General features: G+C 73.4%; 28 protein-coding genes. 22 read left to right on the forward strand and 6 right to left on the reverse strand.

The annotated features are described in order from the left end of the window. Positions 1 to 3: 3 nt before the first annotated feature. The 5 genes from N538_RS0115085 to N538_RS0115105 are packed head-to-tail and all read left to right on the forward strand — an operon-like array spanning position 4 to position 6191. Positions 4 to 1857, forward strand: a complete 1854-nt coding sequence (locus N538_RS0115085) for an acetyl/propionyl/methylcrotonyl-CoA carboxylase subunit alpha (protein ID WP_231496235.1) — start codon at positions 4 to 6, stop codon at positions 1855 to 1857. Then, positions 1850 to 2785: a hydroxymethylglutaryl-CoA lyase gene (locus N538_RS0115090; protein WP_028637973.1), complete on the forward strand. Its 936-nt coding sequence runs from the start codon at positions 1850 to 1852 to the stop codon at positions 2783 to 2785. Before N538_RS0115085 ends, N538_RS0115090 begins: the two co-directional genes overlap by 8 nt. Further along, positions 2782 to 3879: a hypothetical protein gene (locus tag N538_RS0115095; RefSeq protein WP_028637974.1), complete on the forward strand. Its 1098-nt coding sequence runs from the start codon at positions 2782 to 2784 to the stop codon at positions 3877 to 3879. Before N538_RS0115090 ends, N538_RS0115095 begins: the two co-directional genes overlap by 4 nt. Next, complete coding sequence (locus tag N538_RS0115100; RefSeq protein WP_028637975.1) at positions 3876 to 4970, forward strand: hypothetical protein; 1095 nt, start codon at positions 3876 to 3878, stop codon at positions 4968 to 4970. The genes N538_RS0115095 and N538_RS0115100 overlap by 4 nt, the downstream gene beginning before the upstream one ends. Positions 4971 to 4976: 6 nt before the next feature. After that, the gene (locus N538_RS0115105; RefSeq protein WP_028637976.1) at positions 4977 to 6191 is read left to right on the forward strand and encodes a hypothetical protein; all 1215 of its coding nucleotides are present in this window, start codon (positions 4977 to 4979) and stop codon (positions 6189 to 6191) included. On the opposite strand, the gene N538_RS0115110 is transcribed toward N538_RS0115105, so the two are convergent. Beyond that, complete coding sequence (locus N538_RS0115110; RefSeq protein WP_028637977.1) at positions 6152 to 6817, reverse strand: EcsC family protein; 666 nt, start codon at positions 6815 to 6817, stop codon at positions 6152 to 6154. The two genes, N538_RS0115105 and N538_RS0115110, sit on opposite strands and share 40 nt — an antisense overlap. 37 nt (positions 6818 to 6854) lie before the next feature. Between N538_RS0115110 and aat the strand changes: the two genes are divergently transcribed. The 4 genes from aat (at position 6855) to N538_RS0115130 (ending at position 9385) form a co-directional block, all read left to right on the forward strand. Continuing rightward, positions 6855 to 7562: a leucyl/phenylalanyl-tRNA--protein transferase gene (gene aat, locus N538_RS25670; protein WP_051549327.1), complete on the forward strand. Its 708-nt coding sequence runs from the start codon at positions 6855 to 6857 to the stop codon at positions 7560 to 7562. Next, entirely contained in the window at positions 7559 to 8005 is a 447-nt protein-coding gene (locus tag N538_RS0115120) for a hypothetical protein (RefSeq protein WP_155992120.1), read from the forward strand. The genes aat and N538_RS0115120 overlap by 4 nt, the downstream gene beginning before the upstream one ends. After that, positions 8002 to 8430 (forward strand): hypothetical protein, encoded by a 429-nt coding sequence (locus tag N538_RS25675; protein WP_155992122.1) that lies wholly within the window; start codon positions 8002 to 8004, stop codon positions 8428 to 8430. Before N538_RS0115120 ends, N538_RS25675 begins: the two co-directional genes overlap by 4 nt. Before the next feature lie 109 nt (positions 8431 to 8539). Further along, on the forward strand, positions 8540 to 9385 hold the full coding sequence (locus N538_RS0115130) for a hypothetical protein (RefSeq protein WP_081790502.1): 846 nt from the start codon (positions 8540 to 8542) through the stop codon (positions 9383 to 9385). Positions 9386 to 9473: 88 nt separating this feature from the next. Here the strand turns inward: N538_RS0115130 and N538_RS0115135 are convergent, their stop codons facing one another. Together N538_RS0115135 and N538_RS0115140 are read right to left on the reverse strand one after the other, a co-directional pair. Then, complete coding sequence (locus N538_RS0115135; RefSeq protein ID WP_028637980.1) at positions 9474 to 9803, reverse strand: rhodanese-like domain-containing protein; 330 nt, start codon at positions 9801 to 9803, stop codon at positions 9474 to 9476. Then, positions 9800 to 10666: an Fpg/Nei family DNA glycosylase gene (locus tag N538_RS0115140; RefSeq protein WP_028637981.1), complete on the reverse strand. Its 867-nt coding sequence runs from the start codon at positions 10664 to 10666 to the stop codon at positions 9800 to 9802. The genes N538_RS0115135 and N538_RS0115140 overlap by 4 nt, the downstream gene beginning before the upstream one ends. Before the next feature lie 59 nt (positions 10667 to 10725). On the opposite strand from N538_RS0115140, the gene N538_RS0115145 reads away from it, so the two are divergent. The 5 genes from N538_RS0115145 to N538_RS0115165 all read left to right on the forward strand — a co-directional run bounded on the left by N538_RS0115145 (position 10726) and on the right by N538_RS0115165 (position 14356). Continuing rightward, positions 10726 to 10980, forward strand: coding sequence for a hypothetical protein (locus N538_RS0115145; protein WP_051549328.1), 255 nt, complete (start codon positions 10726 to 10728; stop codon positions 10978 to 10980). A gap of 65 nt (positions 10981 to 11045) precedes the next feature. Next, a complete protein-coding gene (locus N538_RS0115150; protein WP_028637983.1) occupies positions 11046 to 12233 on the forward strand; it encodes an ATP-binding protein in 1188 nt (395 codons plus the stop codon). Between the two features lie 29 nt (positions 12234 to 12262). Then, the gene (locus N538_RS0115155; protein ID WP_028637984.1) at positions 12263 to 12622 is read left to right on the forward strand and encodes a VOC family protein; all 360 of its coding nucleotides are present in this window, start codon (positions 12263 to 12265) and stop codon (positions 12620 to 12622) included. Continuing rightward, complete coding sequence (locus N538_RS0115160; RefSeq protein WP_028637985.1) at positions 12619 to 13407, forward strand: glycerophosphodiester phosphodiesterase; 789 nt, start codon at positions 12619 to 12621, stop codon at positions 13405 to 13407. The genes N538_RS0115155 and N538_RS0115160 overlap by 4 nt, the downstream gene beginning before the upstream one ends. Before the next feature lie 10 nt (positions 13408 to 13417). Next, a complete protein-coding gene (locus tag N538_RS0115165; protein ID WP_028637986.1) occupies positions 13418 to 14356 on the forward strand; it encodes a DUF5926 family protein in 939 nt (312 codons plus the stop codon). Positions 14357 to 14473: 117 nt separating this feature from the next. On the opposite strand, the gene N538_RS0115170 is transcribed toward N538_RS0115165, so the two are convergent. Continuing rightward, positions 14474 to 15394: an adenylate/guanylate cyclase domain-containing protein gene (locus N538_RS0115170; RefSeq protein WP_028637987.1), complete on the reverse strand. Its 921-nt coding sequence runs from the start codon at positions 15392 to 15394 to the stop codon at positions 14474 to 14476. Continuing rightward, positions 15395 to 15769, reverse strand: a complete 375-nt coding sequence (locus tag N538_RS0115175) for a Crp/Fnr family transcriptional regulator (protein WP_028637988.1) — start codon at positions 15767 to 15769, stop codon at positions 15395 to 15397. It abuts the gene before it with no gap. An 88-nt stretch (positions 15770 to 15857) separates the two neighbouring features. Here N538_RS0115175 and N538_RS0115180 point away from each other — a divergent pair, with 88 nt between their 5' ends. Continuing rightward, positions 15858 to 17366 (forward strand): amidohydrolase, encoded by a 1509-nt coding sequence (locus N538_RS0115180; RefSeq protein ID WP_028637989.1) that lies wholly within the window; start codon positions 15858 to 15860, stop codon positions 17364 to 17366. Here the strand turns inward: N538_RS0115180 and N538_RS0115185 are convergent. Then, positions 17359 to 18258 carry an SGNH/GDSL hydrolase family protein gene (locus N538_RS0115185; protein ID WP_028637990.1) on the reverse strand — a complete coding sequence of 300 codons (900 nt, stop codon included), beginning with the start codon at positions 18256 to 18258 and terminating at the stop codon, positions 17359 to 17361. The genes N538_RS0115180 and N538_RS0115185 overlap by 8 nt on opposite strands. A gap of 54 nt (positions 18259 to 18312) precedes the next feature. On the opposite strand from N538_RS0115185, the gene N538_RS0115190 reads away from it, so the two are divergent. The 7 genes from N538_RS0115190 (at position 18313) to N538_RS0115220 (ending at position 25947) form a co-directional block, all read left to right on the forward strand. Further along, a complete protein-coding gene (locus N538_RS0115190) occupies positions 18313 to 19272 on the forward strand; it encodes a cation diffusion facilitator family transporter (RefSeq protein ID WP_051549329.1) in 960 nt (319 codons plus the stop codon). 86 nt (positions 19273 to 19358) lie between these two features. After that, a complete protein-coding gene (locus N538_RS0115195) occupies positions 19359 to 20489 on the forward strand; it encodes an ROK family transcriptional regulator (protein ID WP_231496236.1) in 1131 nt (376 codons plus the stop codon). Between the two features lie 55 nt (positions 20490 to 20544). Further along, a complete protein-coding gene (locus N538_RS0115200) occupies positions 20545 to 21840 on the forward strand; it encodes an extracellular solute-binding protein (RefSeq protein ID WP_197025356.1) in 1296 nt (431 codons plus the stop codon). Positions 21841 to 21943: 103 nt separating this feature from the next. Then, positions 21944 to 22849, forward strand: a complete 906-nt coding sequence (locus N538_RS0115205) for a carbohydrate ABC transporter permease (protein ID WP_028637994.1) — start codon at positions 21944 to 21946, stop codon at positions 22847 to 22849. A gap of 1 nt (position 22850) precedes the next feature. After that, positions 22851 to 23690, forward strand: coding sequence for a carbohydrate ABC transporter permease (locus N538_RS0115210; protein ID WP_028637995.1), 840 nt, complete (start codon positions 22851 to 22853; stop codon positions 23688 to 23690). Continuing rightward, the gene (locus N538_RS25680) at positions 23687 to 25057 is read left to right on the forward strand and encodes a glycoside hydrolase family 3 N-terminal domain-containing protein (RefSeq protein WP_051549330.1); all 1371 of its coding nucleotides are present in this window, start codon (positions 23687 to 23689) and stop codon (positions 25055 to 25057) included. Before N538_RS0115210 ends, N538_RS25680 begins: the two co-directional genes overlap by 4 nt. Further along, positions 25045 to 25947, forward strand: coding sequence for an ROK family protein (locus N538_RS0115220; RefSeq protein ID WP_028637996.1), 903 nt, complete (start codon positions 25045 to 25047; stop codon positions 25945 to 25947). The genes N538_RS25680 and N538_RS0115220 overlap by 13 nt, the downstream gene beginning before the upstream one ends. Position 25948 lies beyond the last annotated feature (1 nt).

Genomic DNA, 25948 nt, shown 5'->3' on the forward strand with positions numbered 1-25948 from the left:
GCGATGCACACGCTCCTCGTCGCCAACCGGGGCGAGATCGCCCTGCGCGTCATGCGGACCGCCGCCCGCCTGGGCATCCGCACCGTCGCGATCTACACCGACCTCGACACGACGGCGCCGCACGTGCGCGCCGCCGACGAGGCGCGCCACGTGTCGAGCTACCTCGACATCGACGCGGTCGTCGCGGCCGCGCAGGCAGCCGGTGCCGACGCCGTGCACCCCGGCTACGGGTTCCTCTCCGAGCGCGCGGCGTTCGCCCGCGCCCTGGAGGCGGCCGGCATCACCCTCGTGGGCCCGTCCGCCGACGTCATGGACGCGATGGGCCGCAAGGACGCCGCGCGCGAGATCGCCGTCGCTGCGGGGGTCCCCGTGGTGCCGCGTGGTGAGGACGCCGGGTTCCCGGTCCTCGTGAAGGCCGCCGCGGGCGGCGGCGGCAAGGGCATGCGGGTCGTCCGCGAGGAGTCCGAGCTCGAGGAGGCGAAGGCGGCGGCGGCCCGCGAGGCGCTGAGCGCCTTCGGCGACGACACCCTGCTCGTGGAGAAGTACGTCGAGCGCGGCCGGCACATCGAGGTCCAGGTGCTGGCCGACGCGCACGGCAACGTCGTCCACCTCTTCGAGCGGGACTGCTCGACCCAGCGCCGCCACCAGAAGGTGCTGGAGGAGGCGCCCGCGCCGACGATCACCCCCGAGGTGCGCGCGCTGGTCACCGGCAGCGCGGTCGCGCTCGCGAAGCACGTCGGTTACCGCAACGCCGGCACCGTCGAGTTCCTGCTGGACGACGCCACCGGCGAGGCCTACTTCCTCGAGATGAACACCCGCCTCCAGGTCGAGCATCCCGTCACCGAGGCGATCACGGGCACGGACCTGGTGGAGCTCCAGCTACGGGTGGCCGACGGCGAGCCGCTGCCGATCACCCAGCACGATGTGACCGCCACCGGCCACGCGATCGAGGCCCGGGTGTACGCCGAGGACTCGTTCCACGGCTTCCTCCCGCAGGCGGGCCGCACGTCGATCGTCCGCTGGCCGGAGGGCGTCCGGGTCGACCACGCCCTGGAGCCCGAGCAGGTCGTGAGCACGTCGTACGACCCCATGCTGGGCAAGATCATCGTGCACGGGTCGGACCGTGAAGCAGCGCGCCGGGCGCTGGTCGCGGCGCTCGACCACACGGCGATCCTCGGCCTCACGACGAACGTCGGCTTCCTCCGCGCGCTCGCCGCGAGCGACGAGTTCCGCGACGCGACCATCGACACCGCCTGGCTGGACCGCAACACCGTGCCGGCGCCCGACGACGAGCTGCCCCGCGTGTTCGTCGCATGGGTGAGCGCGATGCTCGCGGCCCTCGAGGACGGCGACCAGCCGTTCCGGTCCGACGGCTGGCGCTCCGGCGCCGACCCCGCGCCGACGATCGTGGAGCTGGACCGGCCGGTCGTCGTGGACCGGTACGCCGGCCGCGTCGACGACCTGCCCGTCCGCCAGGTGTACGGCGCGAACCACACGCTCACCCTCGAGGTCGGCGGCGAGCTGCGCACGGCCGTCGTCAACGTGCAGCCGCACGTGGCCGAGGTGGCGTACCGCGGCCAGCGCTTCGTGTTCGAGCGCCCGGACGTCTTCGGCGACCACGCGGTCGACGTCGGCGGCGGCGTGATCACCGCGCCGATGCCCGGCACCGTGCTCGACGTCCGGGTCGCCGACGGCGAGCTGGTCGAGGCGGGCCAGGTGCTCGTCGTCCTGGAGGCGATGAAGATGGAGCTGTCGCTGAAGGCGCCGTTCGACGGCACGGTCTCCGGGCTCAGTGCCACGACCGGTGGCCAGGTCGCGCTGGGCCACACGCTGCTGGAGGTGGAACCGCATGAGTGAGCTGCCGATGACCGTCCGCGCGGACGGCCTCCCCGAGCGGGTCACGATCTACGAGGTCGGACCCCGCGACGGCCTGCAGAACGAGAAGACCCTCGTGCCCACGGGCGTGAAGGCGGAGTTCGTGACCCGGCTGCTCGCGGCCGGGCTGCCGGTCGTCGAGGCGACCAGCTTCGTGCACCCGAAGTGGGTGCCCCAGCTCGCCGACGCGGCCGAGCTGATGGGGCTGCTCGGCGAGGCCGGTCGCGACTGCCCGGTTCTGGTCCCGAACGAGCGCGGCCTCGACCGCGCCCTCGAGCTGGGCGCGCGGCACATCGCCGTCTTCGGCTCCGCGACCGAGACGTTCGCGCAGAAGAACCTCAACCGCGGCCTGGACGAGCAGTTCGCGATGTTCGAGCCGACCGTGCGGCGCGCCCGCGACGCCGGGCTCGACGTCCGCGCCTACGTCTCCATGTGTTTCGGCGACCCGTGGGAGGGCGGCGTACCCGTCGAGCAGGTGGTCGGCGTCGGCAAGCGGCTCATCGACCTCGGCGCCAGCCAGCTCAGCCTCGGCGACACCATCGGCGTCGGTACGGCGGGCCACGTGACCGCCCTGGTCTCCGCCTTCGAGGCCGCGGGGACGGCCACCGGCCAGCTCGCGATGCACTTCCACGACACCTACGGCCAGGCGCTCGCGAACACCCTCGCGGCGCTGCAGGCCGGCATCACGACGTTCGACGCGAGCGCCGGCGGCCTCGGTGGCTGCCCGTACGCGAAGAGCGCCACCGGCAACCTCGCCACCGAGGACCTCGTGTGGATGCTCACCGGGCTCGGCATCGAGCACGGGGTGGACCTCGGCGAGGTCGTGGCGACCAGCGTCTGGATGGCCCGCCACCTCGGGCGCCCCAGCCCGTCCGCCGTCGTCAGGGCACTGGCAGAATCCGGGGCATGAGCCGGAGGGTCTACCTGCACGTCGGTGCGCCGAAGACGGGGACGACCTACCTCCAGGACCGGCTCGCCCTGAACGCCAGGTCGTTGAGCGCGCACGGCGTGCACTTCCCGACCACGTCACCGCTGGTCAGCCCCGGGCTCGCGCACTTCCGCGGGGCGCTCGACCTGCTCGGCCAGGACTGGGGCGGCGCCCCCGGCCACGCCGACGGCAGCTGGGAGGCGCTGGTACGCCGGGTGCGCCGGCGCTCCGGCACCGTGGTGATCAGCCACGAGATCCTCGCCCCGGCCACGCCCGCCCAGGTGGCGCGCGCGATGCGCGACCTGGCCGGGAGCGAGATCCACGTCGTCTACACCGCCCGGGACCTCGGTCGACAGGTCCCGGCCGCGTGGCAGGAGAGCGTCAAGCAGGGCCGGCGGTGGAGCTACAAGCGGTTCCTGGACCGGTTCGAGAAGGGCAGGACCTGGTTCTACCGGGCCTTCGACGTGCCGCGCGTGCTCGGCACGTGGGGCGCCGGGCTGCCGCCCGAGCACGTGCACGTCGTCACCGTCCCGCCCTCCGGTGCGAGCGACCAGACCGCCGACCCGCTCTGGGGGCGGATGTGCGGCGTGCTCGGCATCGACCCGGCGTGGGCCCCGCTCGACAGCGACCGGTCGAACCGCTCGCTCGGCATCGCCGAGACCCAGGTGATCCGCCAGCTGAACCGCCGGATGGACCGCCAGGCCCGTCGCGAGTCGTCGTACGACGAGCTGATCCGCGACATGCTCGCCCAGGGCGAGCTGGTCCGGCGGCGGTCGGCCGCGGTGACGCTGCCGCCGGAGCGGCACGCCTGGGCCGAGGAGCAGGCGGAGCGCTGGATCGAGTGGATCGTCGGCAGCGGGGTGGACGTCGTCGGCGACGTCGAGGAGCTGCGACCCGCCCCCCACGACCCCGCCGAGCGCTGGCGCGATCCCGACAGGGTGCGCGCGAAGCGGCAGCTCGGCACCGCCCTGGACGCGCTCGCCGCGATGACCCGCGAGGCCGCGCGCCGCCCCGACCCCGAGCGCCAGCTCGGCCAACGGGTGCGCGCCGGCGTCCAGCGGGTCCGAGAGAGATGAGCGAGGACACTCCCGGCGTACGCCGCGCGTGGGGCTGGACCGCCCACCTCCTGGAGGGCGGCACGACGCCGTGGCACGACTGGATCGAGGAGGGCGCGCCGCGGGGCCGGTACCTCCCCGGCGCGCAGCAGCTCGAGCTGCTGCGGCGGCTCAACGCGACGGGCCGCCCCGGTGTCGGGCTCGCCGGCCGGGTGCTCGACGCGAGCGCGCCCGGACGCGGCCGCCCCGACCTCGAGCTCGAGGGCGCCGTGGAACGGCTGGCGTTCGGACCGCCGCCCGTCGATCCCGCACGCCTGCCCGACGACGAGCTGATCCGGGTCGCGGCCAACGTGCTCGCCGAGGATGTGGTCGCGGCCGGGCTGCCGGACCAGCGCCACCAGGCCCGGCCCCGGCTCTGGCGCACGAAGTACCGCCTCGTGGGCGACCCGGTGCTCGCCGACCCGATGCGAGCCGCCCTGGTCGCCCAGGGTCGGCCACCGGGCGGGCGCGGCTCGACGGTGCTGGTGCTGGGCACCGACGCCGGCACCATGCTCACCCACGCCTGGACCGCGGGCAGCCTTGCCGACGGAGCGCCGGCCTGGCGGGACTGGCTGGCCGGACGCGCCCGCGGCCGCGCGCTGCCCCGCCGCGTGGACCTGCTCCGCACCGCCCGCGCCTGGGCCGAGCGCGTCGGCCCCGAGCGGGTGCGCGTGGTGCTGGACGCCGCCGAGGTGCCCCGGCTCGTCGGGGTGCGCCGACCGCTGCCGGGCCCCCACCCGCTGTCCGCCGACGCCACCGACCTGGCTCGCCGGGTCGGCCAGGTGCTCGGGCTGCTCGCGTCCCCGGGCCGCAAGCGGGCGCTCGTGCACCAGGCCCTGCTGCCGAGGCTGGTGGCCGTGGGGGGGCCGCCGCTCGTCGTACCCCCGGAGCACGCGGACTGGCTGCACGCGCGGGCGGTGCGGGTCCGCGACGGCCTGCTCCGTGCTGGCTACGCTGTCCACGGTGACCCCGACCGTCTGCTGCCGGTCGAACGGGCCGGAGTTCCCGAGCCGTCGGATGCCGGGGTCCTCGCGCTGGCGATGCGCCTGCTGCTGGAGCCCGGAGAGAAGTAGAGCCTGGTGAGCAAACGAGTCCTGCTGCACGTCGGCACCCCGAAGACCGGTACGTCGTACCTCCAGGACGTGCTGTTCCGGAACCGGCGCACCCTCGCCGGCCACGACATCCTCTATCCGGCGGACCGCTTCGACGCCCACTTCCTCGCCGCGCTGGACCTGATGCGGCTGCCGTGGGGAGGGCTGGAGTCCGAGGCGGTGGGGGCCTGGGACGCGCTCGCCGAGCAGGTGCGCCACCACCGCGGCACCTCGATCATCAGCCACGAGATCCTCGCGACCGCCTCGCGCGCGCAGGCCGGCCGCGCGCTGGAGTCGCTCGGCCACGGCGCCGGCGCGGAGGTGCACCTAATGCTGTCGGTGCGCGACCTGGTCCGCCAGATCCCCGCGGAGTGGCAGGAGAACGTCAAGCACCGGGCGTCGCTGACGTACGGCGCCTTCCTCGACCAGATCCGTGACCCCCAGCGGCAGAGCCGGATCGCCACCTGGTTCTGGGGCGTCCAGGAGCTGCCGGACATCCTCAACCGGTGGGGGCACGACCTGCCGCCCGAGCGCATCCACCTGGTCACGGTGCCGCCGGCGGGCGGGCCGCAGCGGCTGCTGTGGAAGCGCTTCAGCCTCGCATTCGGGCTCGACGGGATCGACCTGGAGCTCGAGGGCGAGCGGTCCAACCCGTCGCTGGGCGCACCCGAGACCGCGCTGGTCCGGCGGATCAACCGCGCCGCCAACCGCGAGCTGAACCCGGCGGACTACCGCCCGCTCGTCCGGGAGCTCCTCGCGCACCAGACCCTCTCGCGGCGTACCCGCTCGCCGCGGCTGGCGCTCCCGCCGGACGCGCACCCCTGGGTCGGTGAGATCACCCGGTCGTGGATCTCCGAGATCGAGCGGCGGGGGTACGACGTGGTCGGCGACCTGCACGACCTCGACGGCGCGCCCCCGGTGGTGCGGTACGCCGACCCGGACCACCCGTCGGAGAAGCAGGTGGCCGCCGCGGCCCTCGACGCGGTCAAGGCGCTGCTGCTGGAGGGTGCCCGGCTGCGGCAGTCCGAGGAGCGGCTGCGCCGCGAGCTCGAGGAGACCCAGCGGGCGCTCGAGCGCTCCTACCTGCGCCCAACGTACCGCTGGCGCGAGAAGCTGGTCCGCCGACTGCAGACCGGGGCGACCGGCCGCGGCCTGCTCAAGGCCTACCGGCGGTTGCGCGGCCGCAGCTCGCGCGCCGCGTAGATCCCGACCCGCCAGGTCGCCCAGCCGTCGGCACCCATGCCGAAGGCGCCGCCGACGATCGGGGTACGCCGGGCGATGCTGATCGCCAGCCGCTTCCCGCCGACCCGCTGGATGAGGTCGGTGGCCACCTCGGCCGTGAGCACCCGGGACAGGTCGGGGTCGTGGACCGGTGCCGTCGCGATCGCCATCGGCGGGCCGGGGAGCTGGCGCTCCTTGAGCTTGCGGTCCACGGCCTCGCGGCCGAGCATGCAGGTGAGGATGGCGTTCTCCACCCGCGGGTCGCCGAGGTCGTAGCCGCGCAGGTGCGCGATGCACGCCACCATCCGGGCCTGCACCAGTGCGAGGCCGGCGAGGTTCGCCGGGATCGTGACCGTCGCGGTGAGCACGCCGCCGAGCCCGGTGAGCAGCCCCTGGGCGCCGGCGTACCGGACATGGGTCTCGACCACCTCGTGCACGGAGCCGAGCCTGTCCGCACTCTCGGCCGCGGGCTTCAGCGGGCCCAGGCCGTCGATCGCGCGGTGCAGCGCCTCGCTGACGAACGAGTGCGTCAGGTCCGGGGCCAGGTGCGGGACCCGCGGCGCGACGCGCTGGGTCACCAACCGTCCGGCACTCGTCACCACGCCCATGCCGTCGATCGTACGGTGGCCGCCTTAAGGTCGAGCCATGCCCGCCGAACCGTCGCCGACGCGCTGGGCGTTCGGCGATCCGTCGGGCTACGACCCGCTCGACGACCTGGTCGCGGTCGGCGCCGACCTGGAGCCGGGGACGCTGCTGGCGGCCTACCGGCGCGGTCTCTTCCCGATGCCGTCGGGCGAGGCGGGCGACCCGATGTTCTGGTTCTCCCCCGTCCGCCGCGGCGTGATCCCCCTGGACGGGCTGCGGGTGTCGCGTTCGTTGCGCCGGTCGGCGCGGGACTTCGAGGTCCGCGTCGACACGGCGTTCGCCGACGTCGTCGCCGGGTGCGCCGACCCGTCCCGTCCCTCGGGCTGGATCGACGGCGAGATCGCCGCGGCGTACCTGCGCCTGCACCGGCTGGGATGGGCGCACTCGGTGGAGGCCTGGCGGGAGGGCCGGCTGGTGGGCGGGCTGTACGGCGTGGCGATCGGCGGCCTGTTCGCGGGCGAGTCGATGTTCCACGTGGAGCGCGACGCGTCGAAGGTCGCGCTGCTCGCCCTGGTCGAGGTGCTCTCCGACGCGCACGCCGCCCAGCGGGTCCTCGACGTGCAGTGGCTGACCCCGCACCTGGCCTCGCTCGGCGCTGTCGAGGTGTCGCGGGCGGCGTACCTGCGCCTCCTGCCGGCAGCGCTCGCGGTCCCCGCGCCGGACTTCGGTCGCGCGAACCGCCCCCCAGGGGGCAGGGTGGGTCCATGAGGACAGCACTCGCGCTCGCCGGATTCGTGCTCGTCATGGGCAGCCTCGTCGGCTGCAACAGCGACGACAGCAGTGGCGGGGACACCGGCAGCAGCGGCAGCAGCGGCAGCATGCCGACCACCGCGTCGAAGGAGGACTTCTGCGCGAACTTCCGGTCGCTCGCGGAGGACCTCGGACGGCTGGACCCGAAGGCGGACCCGTCCTCCGCGGTGAGGACGCTGAAGGACGCGGTGGCGGAGATGCGGTCCACCGGCACCCCCGAGGACATCCCGGACGACGCACGGCACGGGCTCGAGGTCACCCTCGACGCGCTCGGCGGCCTGCCCGACGACGCGAGCGCCGAGGACATCAGCGGCCTCGCGGACACCCTCAGCGACGCCGAGCAGAAGGACGCCGACGCGTTCGACTCCTACCTCGAGGACGAGTGCGGGTCGCTCGGATGACGAGGGTCGGCGCGGTCGCCGGAGGGCTGGCCCTCGTCGCGGCGCTGACCGGCTGCAACGGGGACTCGGACGGCCGCGACGGCGCCGAGGCGTCGACGGCGGACTTCTGCGCCGCCTTCAACGACCTCTTCGACGAGGTGCTCGGCGCCGACGCAGCGGACTCGGCGGCGACGGTCCGGGCGTTCAAGTCGTGGGCCGTCGACATCGAGAAGGTCGGTGCGCCGGCGGACATGCCGGACGACGCGCGGCACGGCTTCGAGCTGTTCGTCGAGCAGGCGAAGGGCATCGACGACGACGCCACCCTCCAGGACCTCGAGCAGCTCGACGAGGGCCTGAGCGACGCCGACCAGGCGGACGGGAAGGCGTTCAACAGCTGGACGACCGACAACTGCCCGCTCGACCTGCCGACGTCGAGTGCGAGCTGATCGGGAGGAGTTTGCTCGATCCCGCCCGGACCTCCAGGGCGCGCGCTAGCGTGCGGTCGTCGATTCGGCGGCACCCGCGCACGAGCCCGTCGGTCCTGGAGGTCTGCTCATGTCGAAGTCGCGCATCTTCCTGCGGCCTCACGTCGCCGTGGTCCTGGCAGTTGCCCTGCTCGTGGCCGCCGGTGGTGTCGCGTACGGCGTTGCCGGTCGTCAGGGTGGTGATCGTCCCTGGCCGACGGCCCGTCACATCTACGCGTGCGTGGACCCCGGCACCCGGGTCCTGAGCCGGACGCAGGTCGGTGAGCCGTGCCCACCCGGCGCGAAGAAGATCGGGTGGAACGTCGAAGGCGTGGCCGGAGCCCGAGGTCCGATCGGGCCCGAGGGCGTGGCGGGTGAGGCCGGCCACGCCGGTCCGGCAGGACCCGCAGGTCCGCCCGGACTGCCCGGTGCCGACGGTGCCGATGGCGCGGACGGTGCCGACGGTGCGGACGGTGCCGACGGCGCCGACGGCGCCGACGGTGCTGACGGTGCCGACGCGATCTCCGAGTACGCGGAGTTCTTCGCGCTCATGCCGCCCGACAACCCGGCCACGGTGGCGATCGGCGGGGACGTCGACTTCCCCCAGGACGGCCCGAGCACCGGCTCCATCGTGCGGGCCGGTACCGACTCGTTCGTCCTGCCGCGCATCGGGACCTACCGGGTGTCGTTCTCGGTGCCGGTCGTCGAGCCCGGCCAGCTCGTCGTCACCCTCGACGGAGTCGATGTGCCGTACACGCTCGTGGGGCGGCCCACCGGCACCACGGCGATCGCCGGTGAGGCGCTGGTGACGACCACGGTCGTCAACACGGTGCTGACGGTCCGGAACTCGACCTCCGGCTCCGCTCTCACGATCACGCCGTTCTCCGGGGGCACGGGAGCATCGGCGGCCACCCTGGTCATCGAGCAGCTGCAGTGAGCTGACGACCGGCATTCCTGCCCTGGGCGGGGCCTGGTGAGGACCCGGCACACAGCCTCGTCACCGCGACCGGGTCACGTCATACCGGCTAGACGACCTGCGGCGGCCCGTCGTACTCGCTGACCATGGAGCGGCCGGCTGCCGCCCAGTCGAGCATCCCGCCGGCGAGGTTCACGACCTCGTGCCCCTGCTGCTGCAGCCACATCGCCGCCTGCGCGGACCGGCCTCCGACCTTGCAGACCACCAGCGTCTGCGCGTCCGGGAGCTCGGCGTGTCGGGCCGGCAGCTCCGACATCGGGATGTGCAGCGCGCCCTCGATGTGGCCGTACTGCCACTCCACGGGCTCGCGCACGTCGAGCACGACGAGGCCCTCGGGGAGCGGGTCGGGGACGCGGTCGATCGTCACGGTCGGGATCACTTGAGGAGCCTGCTCATTCGTCGGTCGGCCAGCGGCTTGCCGCCCGTCTGGCAGGTCGGGCAGTACTGGAGGCTGGAGTCCGCGAACGACACCTCGCGCACGGTGTCGCCGCAGACCGGGCACGGCTGACCGGTGCGCCCGTGCACCGCGAGGTTCGACTTCTTCTCGCCCTTGAGCTCGCTGGCCGCGAGTCCGCGCGACCGATCGACCGCGTCGCCCAGCGTGGTGCGGAGGGCGTCGTACAGGATGTGGAGCTCGTCCTCGGTGAGGTTGCCGGCAGGCTTGAACGGCGACATCTTCGCGGCGTGCAGGATCTCGTCGGAGTAGGCGTTGCCGATGCCGGCGATGGTGCCCTGGTGGCGCAGCACGCCCTTGAGCTGCTTGCCGCCCTCCCGCTCGAGGATCTCCTTGAACCGCTCGATCGTGAACTCGTCGGTCAGCGGGTCCGGCCCGAGGCTGGCGACGCCGGGCACGTCGTGCGGGTCGCGGACGACGTACGCCGCCAGGCTCTTGCGGGTGCCCGCCTCGGTCACGTCCAGCCCGGACCCGTCGTCGAGCACCACCCGCAGCGCGAGCGTGGACTTCGGGCTCGGCTTCGGCGGGATCGTCGGCACCTCCTCGCGCCACCGCACCCAGCCCGCGCGGGCCAGGTGCAGGACCAGGTGGACCCCCGACGCCTCGATGTCGAGGAACTTGCCGTGCCGGCTCACGTCGTCGACCAGCGTCCCCTCCATCGCGGTCAGCGGCGGGTCGAAGGTCTTCAGCGCGCTGAACTGGGCCAGGTGGATCTTCGCGAAGGCGTGCCCGTCCAGCCGGCCCTTCAGGTCGAGGGCCAGCGCTTCCACCTCGGGCAGCTCGGGCACGACCCGATCCTAGGCAGGAACCGGTGACAGGCTGCTCCTGTCGGGCGCATGATGGTGGTGTGCCCGCCGTACGCCCGCTCCCGCAGACGGGGTCGATCTACCTCGACGCCCGCGGCGGCGACCGCGCCCTCCGGGTGTCCTGGCACGAGGAGTCCGGCATCGTCGTGCTCTCGCTGTGGCGCCAGAACGTCTGCGCCGGCTCGTTCCGCCTGGGCATCGAGGACGTCCCGGCGCTGATCGAGGTGCTCCGCGAGGGCCTGGTGCACTCCTACGAGCAGGCCCGCGACCGGCTCGGCGCCGTCGAGTCCGCCTGACCCCACCAGCTGTAACGCGGGCGCGTTTCTACGGAGTCCGCTAGACAGCCGGGTAGCGTCCCGGCGTGGACCCGATCCGGAACCCGTACGCGCCGGGAGCAGGCCAGCGCCCGCCCGAGCTGGCCGGCCGCGACCGGGAGCTGGAGCAGTTCGAGATCACCCTGGAGCGCGTCGCGGCGGGGCGGCCGGAGCGGAGCATGGTCCTCAGCGGCCTGCGCGGCGTCGGCAAGACCGTCCTCCTCAACGCCCTGAGGGGCCAGGCGGTACGACGGGCGTGGGGGACCGGCAAGATCGAGGCCCGTCCCGACCAGAGCATCCGGATCCCGGTGGCCCAGGCGGTGCACGCCGCGGTCCGCGAGGTGGCGCACCGGCACCGCGACCCCGACCGGGTCGACGCGGTCGCCGGGGTGCTCAAGAGCTTCGGGACCAGGACCGCGCTCGATGACCGCAAGGGGATGCGCTGGACGCCGCCGGTCGACGTGCCGGCCAGCCGGGGCCGCGCCGACTCAGGCGACCTCGAGCTCGACCTGGTCGAGCTGTTCACCGACGTCGCCACCCTCGCCGGCGACCTCGGCGTCGGGATCGCGCTGTTCGTCGACGAGATGCAGGACATCGCGCTGCCCGAGCTCGCCGCGCTCTGCGGCGCCTGCCACGAGATCAGCCAGCAGGGTGCGCCCCTGGTGGTCGTCGGCGCCGGCCTCCCCCACCTCCCCGTCGCGCTCGCCGCCTCCAAGTCGTACGCCGAGCGCCTGTTCCGCTACGTCTCCGTCGACCGGCTGCCCCGGGAGATGGCCGACCGGGCCTGGCGGCGCCCGGCGGCCGAGGAGGGGGTGGCCTTCGCCCCGGACGCGCTCGACGAGCTCTACCGGCTCACCGACGGCTACCCCTACTTCGTGCAGGCGTACGGCAAGGTCACCTGGGATGTCGCCCTCGAGTCGCTGATCACGGTCGCCGACGTACGTGCGGCCGCGCCGGAGGCGGAGGCCGAGCTCGCGGTCGGGTTCTTCGGGGCCCGGTTCGACCGCGCGACCCCGGCCGAGCGCGACTACATGTCCGCGATGGCCGACCTGGGCGCCGAGCACGGCGACGGCGCCGTCGCGACCGCCGACGTGGCGCGGCACCTGGTCCGCAAGCCGCAGTCCCTCTCCCCGGCCCGCGACGGCCTGATCAAGAAGGGCCTCGTCTACTCGGCCGAGCGGGGGAGCGTGGCCTTCACGGTCCCGCACTTCGGGAAGTTCCTGCGCTCTCGCTGATGTGCCTGCGGGCCTGACATCATCGGGACGTGGACCTCGTCCAGATCGCCCAGCACGCCGACGACCTCGAGCGGGCGACCGCCTTCTACACGACCCTGCTCGGCACCGGCCCGCGAGCGACGTACGACCCGCCCGGCCTGGTGTTCTTCGACCTCGGCGGGGTGCGCCTGATGATCAGCACCGGCAGCGCGCCGGCGACGATCTACCTCCGGGTCGGCGACATCGACGCGGCGGTCGAGCGGCTCCAGGAGCACCTCGAGTCCGAGCCGCACGTGATCTTCCAGCACGACGACGACAGCCTGGGGCCGGCCGGCACCGACGAGTGGCAGGCGTTCGTCCGCGACACCGAGGGCAACCTCGTCGGCCTGGTCGAGCACCGGCTGCGGTGAGACCCCAGATCGTCGCGCACCGGGGCGCGAGCCACGACAAGGCCGAGCACACCCTCGGGGCGTACGTCGCCGCGCTCGACGACGGGGCGGACGGGCTGGAGTGCGACGTCCGGCTGACCGCGGACGGGCACCTGGTCTGCGTGCACGACCGGGACCTGCGGCGGATCGCCAGCAACCGGGGCATCGTGTCGACCATGGAGCTCGCGGAGCTCGACCAGCTCGACTTCGCGGCCTGGAAGAACCCGTGGGCCGACCTCGACGACGAGGCACCCGACCGCGACGAGCGGCTCGACCGGGTGCTGACGCTGCGCACGCTCTTCGAGACCGTGGCCGACTACGACCGCCGGATCGAGATCGCGGTCGAGACCAAGCACCCCACCAGGTACGGCGGCCTCGTCGAGCGTCGCGTGGTCGACCTGCTGCGCCACTTCGGGTGGGACCGGGCCGGGTCGCCCGCCCGGGTGATGAGCTTCAGCTGGACCGCCTTGCAGCGCGTCGAGCGGCTCGCCCCCGGCGTACCCCTGGTCCAGCTGGTCGAGAAGGCGCACCACTGGCCGATGCTCAGCAAGGTGATCGGCGCCGACTGGCTGGTCGGCCCGGGGATCCGTGAGCTCGCCGACCACAAGAAGCTCGGGCCGCGGATCACCAGGGCCGGCCACGACCTGCACGTGTGGACCGTGAACACCCCGGCCGACCTCGACCTGTGCCTGCGGCTCGGCGCGAAGGCCGTGATCACGGACCGGCCGGCGTACCTGCTCGACCTGCTCGAGGAACGCGACAGATAGCCTCGCCCGCATGGCGAAGAAGTCCCGCACCAAGGCCCGCCCCCACCAGCCGGTCGAGGGCGAGGTCAGCCCGCGGCAGCCCTGCCCGTGCGGGTCCGGCAAGCGCTACAAGGCCTGCCACGGCGCGCCCGGGGGGGCGCCCGCGCCGTTCGTGAGCCGGCCCTTCGAGGGGCTTCCGTCCGAGTGCGACGTCGTCGCGATGCGCGAGCTGGTGCCCGCGGCGACCGCGCCGCTCGCCCTGACGGAGCACGCCGACCGCACCGTCCAGCTCTGCACGCTGCTGCCCATGGCCGCGCCGGCGATGGTCCGCGACAGCGGCGAGATCTGGCTCGGTCTCCAGGTGCAGCACCACTTCGGCGACCCGGCCCGCGACCTCGGCGCCGTGCTGCTCCGGGCGCTCGAGTCCGAGCCGGGGATCGTCGGCCTCACCGACCAGCCCGGCGACGGCCCGCGCCTCCAGGACCTCGTGGCCGGCGACGCGCTGGCGGTGACGGTGCACGACGGCTTCGACTTCTGGATCGCGGACGTCGAGGAGTCCGAGCGGGCCGGGATGGCCGCGGCGCTGGAGCACGCGAACGCCGCCGCGTCCCCGACCGCGCGGCTCACGACCGTCGAGGCGGCGTACTGGACGAACGTCGGGACCAAGGAGCACCTGCGCTGGGTGATGCCCGAGCCGGAGGGCCCGCTGCTCGACGCGCTCGCGCGCCTGCACGCCGCCGGCCGGGACCGGCTGGTCGAGGGGTCGCGGTTCGTCGGCATGTTCCGCGCGCACGGACTGCTCGCCCCGGTGTGGGACCTGCCGCTCGGCACCGGCCCGGAGCCGCTGGAGGAGCCGGCGGAGAAGTTCGCCGCCGACCTGGCCGAGGCCCTCGCCGACGGCTCCGACCTGACGACCGACGAGCGCGCCGCCCGCTCGGGGCTCGCGAACCGTCAGGTCACGCTCCGTTGATTTGTCCTTGAGATCGCGACTCGCCGCGTCCACAGAGTTGTGTGCGCCGCCTCCCGACACGTACATTCGCGGGGCTCGGTCGTTGTCGTATCCCCCGTCGGCAACGGCCGAGCGCCTTCACTTCCCGGGACCGTCGGCAGGTGCTCGTCGCAGCACGAACGGGTGCAGCCGGGCGTAGCCCTTCACCGGCGTCCTCCGCATCTCGCGGAGCGTGTACGCCGGCTCCGCGGCCAGTTCGTCACGGCAGCCGCGGTCGACCAGCACGCTGCCCGGCCGGGCCACGCCGGTGAGCCGGGACGCGATGTTCACCGTGGGGCCGAACACGTCGCCCAGCCGGCTCACCACGTCGCCGTACGCCAGCCCGACCCGCACCGACGGGAACGGCTCCTCGCGCTCGGTGAGCAGCAGCGCCACCTCGGCAGCGGGTGCTGCGCCGTCGACCACGAAGAGCACCTCGTCGCCGATCGTCTTGATGATCCGGCCGCCGTGGTCGACGACCAGCCCGGTCGTCGCGGCCTCGAAGTGCTCGAGCCACTCCACGAGCTCGCGCTCCTCGAGGTGCTTGCTCCGCGAGGTGTAGCCGACGATGTCGACGAAGCCGACGGCGAGTGCGCTCGTCGTACCGCCCTCCCCGGCGGCGGCGACCCGCGCCGACGCGCTCGCGAGGTGCCGGCGCCAGGTGTAGGACTGCAGCGCCTCGACGCGCGGCAGCGCCTCCCGGGCGAGCTCGTCGGACGGGTCGATCGCGGCGAGCAGCGACGCCTGCCACTCCGCGAGCCGGGCGTAGCTCCGCCCCCAGGTCCGCACCAGCGCCGACTGGGAGTCCGGCCCGATCACGCCGAGCTCCATCAGCTCGCGCGCCTGGCGCAGCGCGTCGACGTCGGCCTCGGTGAACGCGACGTCCTCGTCACCGGTCCGCGGGAAGCCCAGCAGCCGCCACAGCTCCTGCGCCAGGTCCAGCGGTACGCCGGCGCGCGCGGCGACCTCCACCCGGTTGAGCGTCGGTGGGCCGCCCAGCAGCAGCGGCTCGAGGTCCAACTACCTGGCCCCGAACCGTTCGACCGCGACCGCCTCGAGTGCGGACTTGAACGACGGCATCTCCTCGCAGAGCGCCCGCACGGCCTCGTCGGTGAAGTGGATCATCTCCAGCGGCGTGAGCGCGACGATCGACGCGGTGCGCAGCGAGTGGTTGACGATCGCGGCCTCGCCGACGATGTCGCCGGGGCCGAGCTGCGCGATCTCGGAGCCGTGCTGCCGCACCGAGACGCTGCCGTCGAGGATCAGGTACGCCTTGTCCGCCGGCGTCCGCTCCCAGATCGGCGACCACCCCTCGGGGACGTGCACGCGGGTGCCGGCGGCACTGATCCGCGCGATCTCCTCCGGAGTGAATGCGTCGTAGAACGAGTCAGCCATGGTCCGCCTCTCTGCTTCTCACCCTCCGCGGCCGATCATGCCCGGGGGCGGCGCTGGGGTAAACCGGCGTCCCACTAGCGTGCCCATCGTGTCTAGCCACCTCATCCGCAGCGCCCGGCTGGTCCCGCTCCGTGACGGCGACCGCGCACCCGACCGACCCGTCGACGTGCTCGTCGAGCAGGGCGAGGTCACGGCGGTCGGCGCGGGCCTCGAGCGCCCGGCGGGTGTCGCCGAGGTGGACGCCGCGGGCCGCTGGCTGATCCCGGGCCTCTGGGACCAGCACACGCACCTGGCCCAGTGGACGCTCGCCTCCCAGCGCCTCGACCTCGCCGGCGCCCGTTCGCCCGAGGACGTCACGCGCGCGGTGGCCGAGCGGATCGCGGCGTACCCCGATCTCCCGGTCGTCGGCTGGGGGCACCGCTCCGGCGGCTGGGACCGCGAGGCGACCGTGACCGAGCTGGACGCCGTGTCCGGCGACACCGCGGTCGTGCTGATCAGCGGTGACGCTCACCACGCGTGGCTGAACACCCGGGCGCTGATGCACTTCGCGATGCCGGTCCGCGACTCCGTGGTCCGCGAGACGGAGTGGTTCGCGGCGTACCCGCGGCTGGTCACGCTGGTCGGCAACGACGGCACGTCGCCGGAGGCGTACCGCCGGATGCTCGACGACGCCGCCGCGCAGGGCATCACCGGCATGGTCGACTTCGAGTTCGGCGCGAGCCGCGAGGAGTGGGCCGAGCGCTGGACGCAGGGCTGCGACAGCCTGCGGATCCGCTGGGCGACGTACGCCGACACCCTCGACGACGTGATCGCCGCGGGCCTGCGCACCGGCGACCCGCTGGCCTGGGACCCGCGGCTGACGATGGGACCGCTCAAGATCATCAGCGACGGGTCGCTCAACACCCGGACGGCCTGGTGCTGCGAGCCGTACGGCGACGCGCACAAGCTGGAGCACCCCGCCGGCCAGCCGAACCTCGACGGCACCGAGCTCCGGGAGCTGTTCGTCCGCGCCCGCACGAGCGGCCTCGAGGTCGCCTGCCACGCCATCGGCGACGCGGCGGTGGGGGAGGCGCTCGCGGCGTTCGCGGAGACCGGCGCCGGTGGCTCGGTCGAGCACGTGCAGATGGCCCGGCGGGACGACGTGCGCCGGATGGCCGCGCTCGGGGTGCGGGCGAGCGTGCAGCCCGCGCACCTGCTCGACGACCGCGACCTGACAGAGCGGGTCTGGGGCGAGCGGTCGGAGCGGTGCTTCGCGTTCCGGTGGATGCTCGACGACGGGGTGGACCTGGCGCTGGGCTCGGACGCGCCGGTGTCGCCGCTCGATCCGTGGCTGGCCATGGCGGCCGCCGTGCACCGCACCGCCGACGACCGCGACCCGTGGCACGGCGAGCAGGCGCTGACCGTGCGCGAGGCGCTGGCCGCGTCCGTCGACGGACAGCCGATGGTGCAGCCGGGGTCCCGCGGCGACCTGGTGCTGCTCGACCGCAACCCGCTGGCCCTCGAGGGCGACACCGCGTCGGTGGGTACGGCGCTGCGCGCGATGGCGTCGGCGTACACGGTCGTGGCCGGCGTGCCGGTCCACGACACGCTCAGCTGAGCTGGTCCAGGATCGCCTGCGCGACCTGCTCCTGCTCGACCGCGAGCGGGTGGTAGGCCAGCGCCGTCTCGGCGCTCGTCACCCGGCCGTTGATCCACGGGTCGTCGGCGCAGATGTCGTGACCGGCGGTGAGGTGCCAGAGGTCGACGTACTCGGCATCGCCCTGCACCGCGCCGCGCCGGACCGCCCGGTCGAGGCCCTCGTTGATGCTGCGGGCGAACGGGTAGTCGCCGTCGGCCAGCGGCAGCAGGTCGCAGGTGCCGGTCTCAGGGATGATCTGCGGGTAGCCGACCACCAGGATGCGGGCGTGCGGTGAGCGCTCGCGCACGCCGCGGACGACGTCGGCGATGTGCCGCTCGATCCCGGCGAGCGTCGTGTGCAGGAGGTCCGGGTCGTCCCGCCGGAACGACCGCGTGCACGGGTCGCCGCCCGGATCGGTGCGCGCGATCTGCATGCACCGGCCGAGGACCCCGCCGAACAGCTGGCCGTCGTTCCCGCCGAGCCCGATGGTGACCAGGTCCGTCGTGCGCCGGAGGGCATCGAACTGCGGCGGCACCGATCCGGTGCGGCCGACCTGCGGGCTGAACGTGTTCCGGGTGCTCGCGCCGCTGCAGCTCACGTCGGTCAGCGCGGTGCCCGGCATCGCCTGCGCGACCAGGGCCGGGTAGTTCACGCCCGAGCGCAGGCAGATGGTGCTGGTGTCCGTCGGCGGCACGAGCGGCGCGGCCGTGTACGAGTCGCCCAGGGCGACGTACTGGTCGTACCTCGTCGGCGCCTGGGCCGGTGACCCGGTCGTCCGCGCGGGCGCCGCCACCGGCCGGTCGCCGCCGTCGCTGCCGCTGCAGGCCGTCAGCGCCGCGACCAGCACGGGGAGGACGAGGAGCCGGCGCATGCCACGACCGTACGTGCGAGGTGCGGGAGCCCGCGGCGTGGGTACGGGGCACCCATGTCCGCCACCTCCTCGCTCCCGCGCGAGCCCGCCGACGACCAGTCGCTGCTGACCGTCGTCGTCGCCCTGGTCGCGAACGGGCTGCTCGCGCTCGCGAAGTCCGTCGCCGCGGCCCTCACCGGCTCCGCCTCGATGGTGGCCGAGGCCGCGCACTCGTGGGCCGACACCGGCAACGAGGTGTTCCTGCTCGTCGCCGAGCGGCGGGGCGGGCGGCCCCGCGACGAGGAGCACCCGCGCGGCTACGGCCGCTCGACGTACATCTGGTCGCTGGTCGCGGCGTTCGGCCTGTTCACGGCGGGTGCGGTCGTGTCGGTCTGGCACGGCATCAGCGAGCTCGCCGCCGACTCCACCGAGGCCAGCTTCCTCGTGAACTACGTGGTGCTCGGCATCGCGTTCGTGCTCGAGGGCATCTCGTTCCTCCAGGCCACCCGGCAGGTGCACGGTGCCGCCGAGCGGTTCGGCCTGCACCCGCTGCGCTTCGTGGCCCGGACCTCCAACTCGACGTTGCGCGCGGTGTTCTTCGAGGACTTCTCCGCGTTGCTCGGCATCCTGCTCGCCGGCGGCGGGATCGCGCTCCACCAGCTCACGGGGAACCCGGTCTGGGACGCGGTCGGCTCGATCGCGGTCGGGGTGCTGCTCGCGTTCGTCGCGGTCTTCCTGATGCGCCGGAACATGGACTACCTGCTGGGCGAGGGGCTCACCCCCGAGATGCGGTCCCGGGTGATCGCCAACCTGCTCGAGCACCCGGCGATCGAGCGGATCACCTATCTCCACGTCGAGTACGTCGGCCCGCAGCGGCTCTTCGTCGTCGCCGCGGTCGACCTCACCGGCGACGACCCCGAGCCGCACCTCGCCGTACGCCTGCACCAGGTCGAGGCCGACATCGAGCTGGACCAGCTCATCGAGGACGCGATCCTCACCCTGTCGCTCCCCACCGATCCCGCGCTGGTCCCCTGAGGGTCGAGTCAGAACTCCCGACTCAACGGATCGAATGTCGCGCGACCTCTTGACGGGGAATATGTAAGTGCGCTGAACTAACAAACGTGACGACGATCTCACCGGTGGGCCGGCCGCTCCGGCCGCGCGGGAAGCTCCTCCAGGAGGACACCCGACGGCACCACCGGTCGCTGCTGCTCCAGCAGCTCTTCCGGGAGGGGCCGGCGAGCCGGGCGGACCTGGCCCGGAGCACCGGGCTGACCCGGGTCACGACCTCCGACCTGATCGGTGAGCTGATGGCCGACGGCCTGGTCGAGGAGCTCGGCGCACCGGCCGGGAGCCGGGTCGGAAAGCCGCCGATGCTGGTCGGACTGGCCGCCGACTCGACGCACATCGTCGGCATCGACCTCTCCAACGACGACCGGATGACCGGCGCGGTCATCAACCTCCTCGGCCAGGTGCAGGCCCGGGCCGAGGTGACGATCGACGGCGCGTCGGGCCAGGCCGCCGTGGACAAGGTGCACCGGCTCGCCGCCGACCTGATCGCGTTGACCGACCGCCCGGTGCTCGGCATCGGCGTGGGCAGTCCGGGTGTCGTGGACGCCACCGGCACGGTCATCGACGCCCCGAACCTGGTCTGGGCCGACACCCCGCTCTCGGCGAGCCTGGCCCGGGCCTTCGACCTCCCGGTGTTCGTCGCGAACGACGCGAACACCGCCGTGCTCGGCGAGCACACGTTCGGCGAGACCGGGACCGGTGGCCTGATGGTGCTGCGGGTCGGCACCGGTGTCGGCGCCGGCCTGGTGCTCGAGGGCTCGTTGCTGCACGGCCACCGCGGCGCCGCAGGCGAGATCGGCCACGTCGTCGTCGACCCCGACGGCGAGCTGTGCGCCTGCTCCCGGACCGGCTGCCTGGAGACCATCCTCGCCGTGCCGCGGCTGCGCCGCCGGCTCGCCGAGAGTGAGGACGCCGAGGAGGTGCTCACCCGCGTCGGCGAGCAGCTCGGCGCCGCGCTGGCCCCGGTGGTCGGCACCCTGAACCTGCAGGAGCTCGTGCTGAGCGGCCCGCAGGAGCTGCTGGACGGATCTCTCCGTGAGGCCGTCGACCGCAGCATCCGCTCCCGGACCATGCCCGTGAGCTCCGAGGGCCTGGTCGTCCGGGCCTCCACCCTCGGCGAGGACGTCGTCCTCGTCGGCGCCGCCGTCCTCGTCCTCTCCGGACAGCTCGGCGTCTCCTGAAAGTCCCGTCTCGGGCCGACCCCAACAGAGAAGTTCGCAAGAGAGGAACACTGCGGTGCGTATCAAGAAGACACTTGCGGGTGCTGCGCTGGCCGGTCTGGCCCTCACCGCCCTCGCTGCCTGTGGCAGCGACAGCAGCGACGGAGAAGGCTCGTCGGGCGACTCCGCCCCCCAGGCCGCCGACATCCGGGTCTGGCTCAACGGCACCGACACGCCGGACGAGGCCCGGCAGTGGTTGAAGAAGGCCTTCGAGGAGCAGAACCCCGGCTCCACCCTCACCATCGAGGAGCAGGAGTGGGACGGCCTCGTCGAGAAGCTGACCACGGCCCTGTCCAGCGAGTCGGAGACGCCGGACGTGGTCGAGATCGGCAACACGCAGGCGCCCACGTTCACCTCGGCGGGCGCGTTCTCGGACCTCACCGAGCAGCTCGACTCGCTCGGCGGTGACGACCTGCTCCAGGGCTTCGTCGACGGCGCGACCGTGGACGGCAATACGTACGCCGTCCCCTACTACGCCGGCTCGAAGTACATCTTCTACCGCACAGACCTGTTCGAGAAGGCCGGCATCACCGACGTGCCGACGACGATGGACGAGTTCGTCGACGACGCGATCAAGCTGAAGGACGCCAACCCCGACCCGGCCAACTTCTCCGGCTTCTGGTTCCCGGGCCAGGACTGGCGCAACGGGGCCGCGTTCATCTGGGACGCCGGCGGTGACCTGGCCACGGACGACGGCGGCGAGTGGAGCGGCGCCCTCGAGGACGACGCTTCGATCGCGGGCCTCGAGACCGCGCAGAAGCTCTTCGAGCAGGCGTCGGGCGCGGCCAAGGACGGCAACGAGGCCGACCCGTGGACGCCGTTCTGCGCCGGCGAGACCGGCATGATGTCCACTCCTGGCTGGGTGATGGGCCTGCTCAACGACCCGAAGACCGGCTGCCCGGACCTCGCCAAGAAGGTCGGCGTCTTCGCCCTTCCGGGCTCCGACGGCCAGCCCGCGCCGGTGCTGCTCGGCGGCTCCGACATCGCGATCGCCGCGAAGTCGCAGAACCAGGAGCTCGCCCAGAAGGCGGTCGCCCTGATGCTCAGCGACGACTACCAGACGATCCTCGCGAAGAACGGCCTCACCCCGGCCAAGAGCTCGCTCGCCTCGCTCCTGGGCGACGACATGTTCGCGCAGGCCACGATCGCGGCGGCGTCGAACGCCAAGCTCACCCCGGCGGCGCCGGGCTGGGCGAACGTCGAGGGCTCGCGGGTGCTCGAGGACCTGTTCAGCAAGATCGCCCAGGGCGGCGACGTCACGGAGCTCGCGGCCGCGGCCGACGAGCAGATGAACTCGCAGCTCAACGGCTAGCGGCGCTGCGCAGCGACGCGAGCCCGGCCGGGGCGGTGCAAGCCGCCGCCCCGGCCGTGCCATGCCCGAGACTCGCCCCTGAGAGGTCCAGGAAGGAGGAACCGTGAGCGAGACCGCGCCCCGCCCCCGCCGTACGGCGCTGCCGTACCTCCTGGTCCTGCCCGCCGTCCTCGCCCTCGGCTTCGCGCTGGGCTACCCCCTGGTCCGCCAGGTGCTGCTCTCGTTCCAGGACTACGGGCTGGCCCAGCAGTTCGGCCGGCCGCCGGAGTGGATCGGGCTCGACAACTACCGGGAGCTCGTCACCGACGAGTACCTGTGGCGGGTCACCCTGCGCTCGCTGGTGTTCTGCCTCGTGAACGCGGTCGCCACGCTGGTGCTCGGCGTCGGCCTGGCGCTCTTGATGCGGCACATGTCGAAGCCGGTCCGGATCGCGGTGCAGAGCGCGCTGCTGCTCGCCTGGGCGATGCCGGTGGTCGCGTCCCTGACCGTGTGGCAGTGGCTCTTCGACACCCAGTACGGCATCGTCAACTGGTCGCTGACCAGGATCGGGATGGACTACGAGGGCCACTCGTGGCTGCTGCAGCCGCTCTCGTTCTTCTTCGTCGCCACGGTGATCGTGGTCTGGATGAGCGTGCCCTTCGTGGCGTTCACCGTGTACGCCGCGCTCACCCAGGTGCCCGAGGACCTGGTCGAGGCCGCCGAGATCGACGGCGCCGGCCCCGTCGAGCGGCTGCGCCACATCGTGCTGCCGAGCATCCGCGACGTGCTGCTCGTGGTCGCGCTGCTCCAGGTGATCTGGGACCTGCGCGTCTTCACCCAGATCTACGTGCTCCAGCAGGCCGGCGGCTCCACCCACGACACGAACCTGCTCGGCACCTACATCTACCGGCTCGGCATCGGCGGCGGGAAGTTCGGCATGGCCTCCGCGGTCGCCATCTTCATGCTGGTCCTCACCGTGATCCTGACCGGCCCCTACGTCCGCGCGATGCTCAAGAAGGAGGAGGACTGACATGCCGCGCCCTGTCCGCCGGTCCCTCAAGGTCACCGCGAACCTCGCCGGTGTGGTCGCGTTCCTGCTCTGCGCGTTCCCGGTCTACTGGATGGTCAACAGCTCGTTCCTGCCGCGGAACAGGATCCGTAACCCCGACCCGACCTGGCTGCCCCTCGGCGGCACGCTCGACAACTACCGGACCGTCTTCGAGGGCGACCAGTTCCTCAACGCCCTCAAGATCAGCCTGATGGTCACCGTGCTCACCATCGTGGTCGCGCTGGCGTTCGCGTTCGTCGCGGCCGTCGCGGTGTCCCGGTTCCGGTTCCGCGGGATGAAGTCGTTCGTGGTCGCGCTGCTGGTGATCCAGATGATCCCCGTCGAGGGGCTCTTCATCTCCCAGTACAAGATGCTCGAGGGCGTCAACCTGCTGAACACCGTGGTCGGCCTGTCGATCGTGTACGTCGCCGCCGTGCTGCCGTTCACGGTCTGGACCCTGCGCGGCTTCGTCTCCGGTGTCCCGTACGAGCTCGAGGAGGCCGCGATGATGGACGGCTGCTCGAGGGTGCAGGCGTTCTTCCGGGTGACGTTCCCGCTGCTCGCGCCCGGCCTCGTCGCGACCGGCGTCTTCGGGTTCATCCAGGCCTGGAACGAGTTCACCCTCGCTCTGGTCGTGATGACCCGCGAGGACCGGCGTACCCTCCCGCTCTGGCTGAGCACCTTCACCGACGTCAACCGCGGCACCGACTGGGGCGGCATCATGGCCGGCTCCACCCTGATCGCGATCCCGGTCGTCGTGTTCTTCCTCGTCGTCCAGGGCCGGATGGTGGCGGGCCTGACGACCGGGGCGGTGAAGGGATGAGCCTCGACCGCCTCGGCCTGCAGGTGCTGCTCCCCGGCTTCCCGGGTACGACGCTGCCCGCCGACTGGGCCGATCTTTTCGGCGAGGGCCTCGGCGGTGCGTGCCTGTTCGGCAGCAACACCGCCGACGGTCCCGCGGCGGTCGCCGACCTCACCGCCGCGATCCGCGCGATCGCTCCGGACGCCGTCGTCGCCGTCGACGAGGAGGGCGGGGACGTCACCCGGCTGCACGCGACGACCGGCAGCCCGGTGCTCGGCCCGGCCGCCCTCGGCGCCGCGGACGACCTGGCGCTGACCCGCGCCACCGGCCACGCCATCGGCACCGAGCTCGCGGCCGCCGGCATCGACCTCGACCTCGGTCCGGTCGCCGACGTCAACACCGATCCCGCGAACCCGGTGATCGGCACCCGCAGCTTCGGAGCGGACCCGGCCCACGCCGCCGCGCACGTCGTCGCCTGGGTCGAGGGACTCCAGGCCGCCGGCGTCGCGGCCTGTGCGAAGCACTTCCCCGGCCACGGCGACACCGCCCAGGACAGCCACCTCGAGCTGCCGACGGTGGACGTGCCACTGGCGGTGCTCGAAGCCCGCGAGCTGGTGCCCTTCGCGGCGGCGGTCCGCTGCGGCATCGCGTCCGTGATGACCTCGCACATCGTCGTACCCGCCGTCGACCCGGTGCTGCCCGCGACCCTGAGCGCGCCGGTCCTCGGCCTGCTGCGTGAGCGGATGCGGTACGACGGCGTGATCGTGAGCGACGCCCTCGACATGGCCGGCGCGTGCGCCGGGCGCGGCATCCCCGAGGCCGCGGTGCTGTCGCTGCTGGCGGGCGCCGACCTGCTGTGCATCGGCGCCGACAAGGACACCGGGCTGGTCCGCGAGATCCAGGCCGCGATCGCGGCCGCCGTGCGCACCGGCCGGCTGCCCGAGGCGCGGCTGCGCGACGCCGTCGACCGGATCGCCCGGATGCCGCGGGGTGCCGGGACCCCCGGGCGCCTCGACATTGCTGCCCAGCTGGTCGGAGCGCGGGCTGCGACGACGGTGGAGGGGGAGCTGCCCGACCTGCGCGGCGCGGAGGTCGTGAGCGTCGCGACCGCCGCGAACATCGCTGTCGGGGAGGTGCCGTGGGGGCTGGCCCCGGACCGCGTCGTACGCCCGGGGCAGCACGTGGCGGTCGACCGCTCGGTGGTCCTCCAGGTGCGCGACGCGCACCGGCGTCCCGAGATCGACGTCACCGGTGCCGCGGTCGTGGTGGAGTGGGGCTGGCCCGGTCCGTACGACGGCGGGCCGCCGAGGATCTGCACGCGTGGGTACTCCCGGCCGGGGGCAGTCGTGGTCGAGGAGCTGCTGAGGAAGGCGGGGTGGGAGCGGTGAACGTCGGCCTGGACATCGGGGCCACCAAGACCCTCGGGGTCGTGATCGACGACGCGGGCGAGATCCTCGCCGAGGTGCGCGAGGCCACCGAGCCCGGCACCGAGGGAGTCGTCCGTACGGCGGCGCGCGTCGTGGACGCCCTCCGCGCCGCGACCGGCCAGCCGCTGACGGGCCCGGTCGGCGTCGGCATCCCCGGCCTCGTGGACCACGAGCGCGGCGCGGTGAAGCACGCGGTGAACCTCGGCCTGGACGGCGACTGGTTCGAGCTCGGCGCGCAGCTCGCCGACCGGCTCGGTGTCCGGGTCGTCGTCGAGAACGACGTCAACGTCGCCACCCTCGGCGCCGTCGCCATGAGCGGCGAGGACGACCTCGTCTACGTCAGCATCGGGACCGGCCTCGCGGCCGGCCTGGTGCTGGAGGGCCGGCTCCGGCGCGGTGACCACGGGGCCGCGGGCGAGGTCGGGCACATCCCGGTGGACCCGAACGGCATCGTCTGCGAGTGCGGCCAGCGCGGCTGCCTGGAGACGATCGCGTCCGGCTCGGCCCTCGCCACGGCCTGGCCGTCGGCGGGCCACGTCGCGCCCGCCCAGGCGCTGTTCGGCGCCGCGCAGTCCGGCGACCCGAAGGCGATCGCGCTGCGCGACGAGTTCGCGGCCGGCGTCGCCTCGGCGATCCGGGTGCTCGCGCTCGCCGTCGACCCGCGCACCGTCGTCCTCGGCGGCGGTGTCGCGCAGCTCGGCGAGCAGCTCCGCGTCGCGGTCGCCGGCGCCCTGCTCGACCAGGCCGCGTCCTCGCCGTTCCTCGCCTCGCTCGACCTGGCCGGCCGGCTCCGGGTGGTGCCCGCCAACTACCCCGTGGCCGCCGTCGGTGCCGCGCTGCTCGGCCGATGAG

This window comes from Nocardioides sp. URHA0032 (assembly GCF_000620645.1).
GTDB lineage: Bacteria > Actinomycetota > Actinomycetes > Propionibacteriales > Nocardioidaceae > Nocardioides.